The organism is Massilia sp. ST3 (assembly GCF_018119405.1).
In the GTDB taxonomy this organism is placed as follows: domain Bacteria; phylum Pseudomonadota; class Gammaproteobacteria; order Burkholderiales; family Burkholderiaceae_D; genus Telluria.
On the sequence record NZ_JAGPWC010000134.1, the window covers coordinates 1 to 3,426 of the forward strand.

A 3,426-nucleotide genomic window follows, 5' to 3' on the forward strand; every position below is an offset into this window, starting at 1 on the left:
GGTTTTTGTAGTGGTTTTTATTCCGTTTTGGGGGGGCGGGGGCCCCCGTCCACCCTACGTCAAACAGTCCCGATAACGAAAACGGTCCCGATAACGATAAGGACTACTAGATCGCGTAGCGAACGACCTTGTCGCTCCACTCGAAGGCCGACACCTCGAGCTCGGCCAGGTCGTCGCCGTCGAGCGACAGCTCGTGCAGCGCCGGCATGACGGCGTCGTTGGCGTCGTCCATCTGCTCGATCGATTCCGCCAGGCGCAGCAGTTCGCCGAAGAAGCCCTTGCGCACCAGCAGCGCGTGGCGCACCTCGTCGATCACGGGAATCTGCTCGACGATATCCTGCATCGGGATGCAGAACAGCGTATCCATCAGCGACATCATGCCGACCGTGAAGGCCACGTCGGCGACATTGCGCTGGCCCGGGCGCAGGCGCTGGGCCAGCAGCTCCATCAGGCGCGCGCGCGTGGTGGCCAGCATCAGCAGCGGGCTCTGGCTGTGGCCGCGCACGCCCGGCTCGGCGTACAGCAGGATCTGCAGCCAGCGCTGCAGCTGGCGGCGGCCCAGCAGGATCAAGGCCTGGCTGATCGACTCGATGCGGCGGGTGGCCCCCACGGCCGGCGTATTCACCAGGCGCAGCAGGTTCAGGCCCAGGGTCACCTCGCGCTTGACCACCTTCTCGATCTCGGTATTGTCCGCTTCCGAGGTCACCAGGTTCATCAGGTCCAGCACCGTCGTCTGCGAAGGCGACAGCTTGCGGCCGGTCATGACGGTGGGCTTGGCGAAATAATAGCCCTGGAAATAATCGAAGCCGATGTCCAGGCAGGTGCGGTATTCGTTGTGGGTCTCGACCTTTTCCGCCACCAGCCGCTTACCCGTGGTGCGCAGGCGCGGCGCCAGCGACAGCAGGGTCACCACCGGCAGCTCGCGCAGGTCCATCTTGACGAAGTCGATCACCGGCAGCAGGCGCGCCAGCGAGGCGCCGTGGGCCGAGGCCTCGGCGGCGAAGCGGAAGCCGTGCGAGGCCAGCTCGGTCATGCGGCGGATCACGGCATCGTCCGGCTCGACCGAGCGCACGATCTCCAGCACCGTCCGTTCGCGCGGCAGGAAGGCGAACATGTCGCTCATCAGGACTTCCTTGTCCACGTTCAGGAAGGCGGTGGCGTCGCCGATGGCGCGCGGCAGGCCGAGCTGGGAAGCATGGTGGATGACGCTGGCGCTGGCCGACAGGCCCGAGCCGGTGGCCGAAGGATCGATGCCGGCTGCGCCTTGCGCGCTGCCGCGGAACAGCAGTTCGTAGCCGTAGAGCGCCTGGTTGCGGTCGAGGACCGGCTGGCGCGCGAGGTAGAAGTTGCGCATGCGCAGCGGCTGCGACGCCTGGTCAAGGCTTGCGGAATCGGTCATCTCGTCTCTTTCTGTCGGCGAACGGGGATACTTTACCGCATTTGGAACCTTTAGTGGTTTTATGGCATTAATTTATTGTCGGAAGCTTATGTTTTTTATAGCAAAAATGCCCGTTATTGTGGCAGGCCGTCCACGAACATCAGCAGTTCGCCGGGGGCGAAATGGGTCCATTGTTCGTTGGTGGTCAGCGGTTCGGTGACGATGATGGCGACCCGGTCGTTGGGCGTGGTGACCTGGGAAAAGTCGACCGAGAGGTCTTCGTCGGACAGGCAGGCGGCCGCGAACGGATACTTGCGCACCACGTAGCACAGCTTGGTCGAGCAATGGGTGAACAAGGCCGTGCCGTCGGACAGCATCATGTTGAAGGTGCCGTGGGCCGCGATCGTGGGCACCAGGCGCTCCAGCGCCGCGCGCAGGGCGGCGCGTTCGGGCGGCGTGTCGCCGAATTCGGCGCGCAGGCATTGCAGCAGGTAGCAGAAGGCCAGCTCGCTGTCGGTGTTGCCCACCGGGCGGAAGGGCCCGTCGATCACGGGCTGGAATTCCTTGAGGTCGCCATTGTGCGCGAAGACCCAGTAGCGTCCCCACAGCTCGCGCACGAAGGGATGGCAGTTCTCGAGCGCGACTCTCCCCTGCGTGGCCTTGCGGATGTGGGCGATGACGTTGGTGGACTTGATCGGGTAGCGCTTGATCAGTTCGGCGATCGGCGAAGCGATGGCGGCTTGATGGTCGACGAAGTGACGCACGCCCGCGCCTTCGAAGAAAGCGATGCCCCAGCCGTCGTGGTGGGTATCGGTGCGGCCGCCGCGGTGGGCGAAGCCGGTGAAAGAGAAGACAATGTCGGTCGGGACATTGCAGTTCATACCAAGTAGCTGACACATGGAGCGCAGCTTACCATGCCGCCGATGCAAACGGCGCCATCGCCCGGCACAAGGTCGATGGCGCCGGTTTGTTTAGTGCAGGACGACCGGCTGGCTCATCAGGGTATCGTAGGAACCCAGGAAGTCGTCGATTTCTTCCATGGTCGGTTCGCTGGCGATCAGGTTGTTGACGTCGCGCCGGAACGATTGCGCCAGTTTGCCGCCGATGAACGCTTCGCGCCGGCCGGCCTTGTCGACGATCTCGAAGCCGCCGAAACGCAGGGCCTCGAGTTCACGGTCGACACCGAACTCGACGACGCTGTACTGTTCGCTGTTGTAGATCATGTTCATGATGACTCCTTCTCTCGATCAGAGTTTGTGAAACCTGCCGCGCGGCGGCGGGCGGCGGGCTCTTCACTTCGCTTAAGAGGTGGGGCTGGCCGAACCGATTTCAAGAGACCTTGAACAACCGGGGTTATCGGCCGGGGAGTTCAGGTGTCGAGAACCGGGTTCAGCGCCAACAGCTGATCGTATGGTGCGTCTTGCAACCACGATCGCAACTGATCAAGGTGCTCGCTGCGCGCCAGGCCGATGTACAGACGCTGGGGACGCTGGCGCAGCAGTCGATTCAATGTTACACGCAAAACCAGATTGCCGTCGCAGCACAGGCACCCGGGTGCGATGCGGACGACCTGGAGGGAGGGAGAGGAGACGAGGGGCGTTGAGGACGCCGCCATGCCTTCGAGGATGACGGCGCTCTCCAGGCCACGACGGCCGGCGCCGGAGGATCGATGCGAATCGGGTAAGGCGTCGCGTGCGGCATGGGCTGCATCCAGCAGCGCCGCGATCGCGTCTTCGCGCGCGCCGGCGGAATCGCCGGTGACCAGGGTGGTGGCGACCTTCGCGCTCATGCGGACGCCGCCGTGCGCGGCGCCGTCCGCGGTGCTGTCCACCACAGCGCCCTTCACTGCCCTTTCTTGGCCAGCTTGCCCGGCTCGACGCCCAGCTGCTTGAGCTTGCGGTACAGGTGGGTGCGTTCCAGGCCGGTCTTCTCGGCCACGCGCGTCATGCTGCCGCCTTCGCGTCCCAGGTGGTGTTCGAAGTACATGCGTTCGAAGGCGTCGCGCGCCTCGCGCAGCGGCAGGTCGAAGGACAAGGTGTAGCCGGTGC

The 3,426-nt window shown here is 64.4% G+C and carries 5 protein-coding genes; all 5 read right to left on the bottom strand.

Annotation, left to right across the window (positions count from 1 at the left end):
- Positions 1–106: 106 nt before the first annotated feature.
- Complete coding sequence (locus tag KBW98_RS23570) at positions 107–1,399, bottom strand: EAL and HDOD domain-containing protein (RefSeq protein WP_211522606.1); 1,293 nt, start codon at positions 1,397–1,399, stop codon at positions 107–109.
- Positions 1,400–1,512: 113 nt separating this feature from the next.
- On the bottom strand, positions 1,513–2,277 hold the full coding sequence (locus KBW98_RS23575; RefSeq protein ID WP_211522607.1) for a class II glutamine amidotransferase: 765 nt from the start codon (positions 2,275–2,277) through the stop codon (positions 1,513–1,515).
- Positions 2,278–2,349: 72 nt separating this feature from the next.
- Complete coding sequence (locus KBW98_RS23580) at positions 2,350–2,607, bottom strand: DUF3567 domain-containing protein (RefSeq protein ID WP_020656370.1); 258 nt, start codon at positions 2,605–2,607, stop codon at positions 2,350–2,352.
- Positions 2,608–2,747: 140 nt separating this feature from the next.
- The gene (locus KBW98_RS23585) at positions 2,748–3,167 is read right to left on the bottom strand and encodes a GTPase (protein WP_211522608.1); all 420 of its coding nucleotides are present in this window, start codon (positions 3,165–3,167) and stop codon (positions 2,748–2,750) included.
- A 53-nt stretch (positions 3,168–3,220) separates the two neighbouring features.
- The coding region (locus tag KBW98_RS23590) for a helix-turn-helix domain-containing protein (protein ID WP_307727624.1) at positions 3,221–3,426 on the bottom strand (206 nt) is incomplete at its 5' end.